The 392-nt window shown below is 65.3% G+C and carries 1 protein-coding gene; it reads left to right on the forward strand.

Annotated features, from left to right (window positions below; translation table 11 throughout):
* The coding region (locus B8460_RS20665) for an efflux RND transporter permease subunit (protein WP_048863508.1) at positions 1 to 392 on the forward strand (392 nt) is incomplete at both ends.

Genomic DNA, 392 nt, shown 5'->3' on the forward strand with positions numbered 1-392 from the left:
GCCATCCGCACGCCCACCGACATCTTCCCCAATATCGGCATCCCGGTGGTCGCCGTCGTCTGGACCTATAACGGGATGCCGCCGGACGACATGTCGGGCCGCGTCATCTACTACTACGAGCGCACGCTCTCGGCGCAGGTCAACGACATCCAGCACATCGAGAGCCAGTCCCTCGTCGGCTACGGCGTCGTGAAGATCTTCTTCCAGCCCAGCGTCAACATCAACGGCGCGCTGGCCCAGATCACCGCCGCCTCGCAGACCGTGCTGAAGCTGCTGCCGCCGGGCATCACGCCGCCCTACGTGCTGATGTTCAACGCCTCCTCCGTCCCCATCCTGCAGCTCGCCCTCTCCAGCACCACCGTGCCGCAGGCCATCCTTCAGGATCAGGCGCA

It is taken from the genome of Acidisphaera rubrifaciens HS-AP3 (assembly GCF_000964365.1).
Lineage (GTDB): Bacteria > Pseudomonadota > Alphaproteobacteria > Acetobacterales > Acetobacteraceae > Acidisphaera > Acidisphaera rubrifaciens.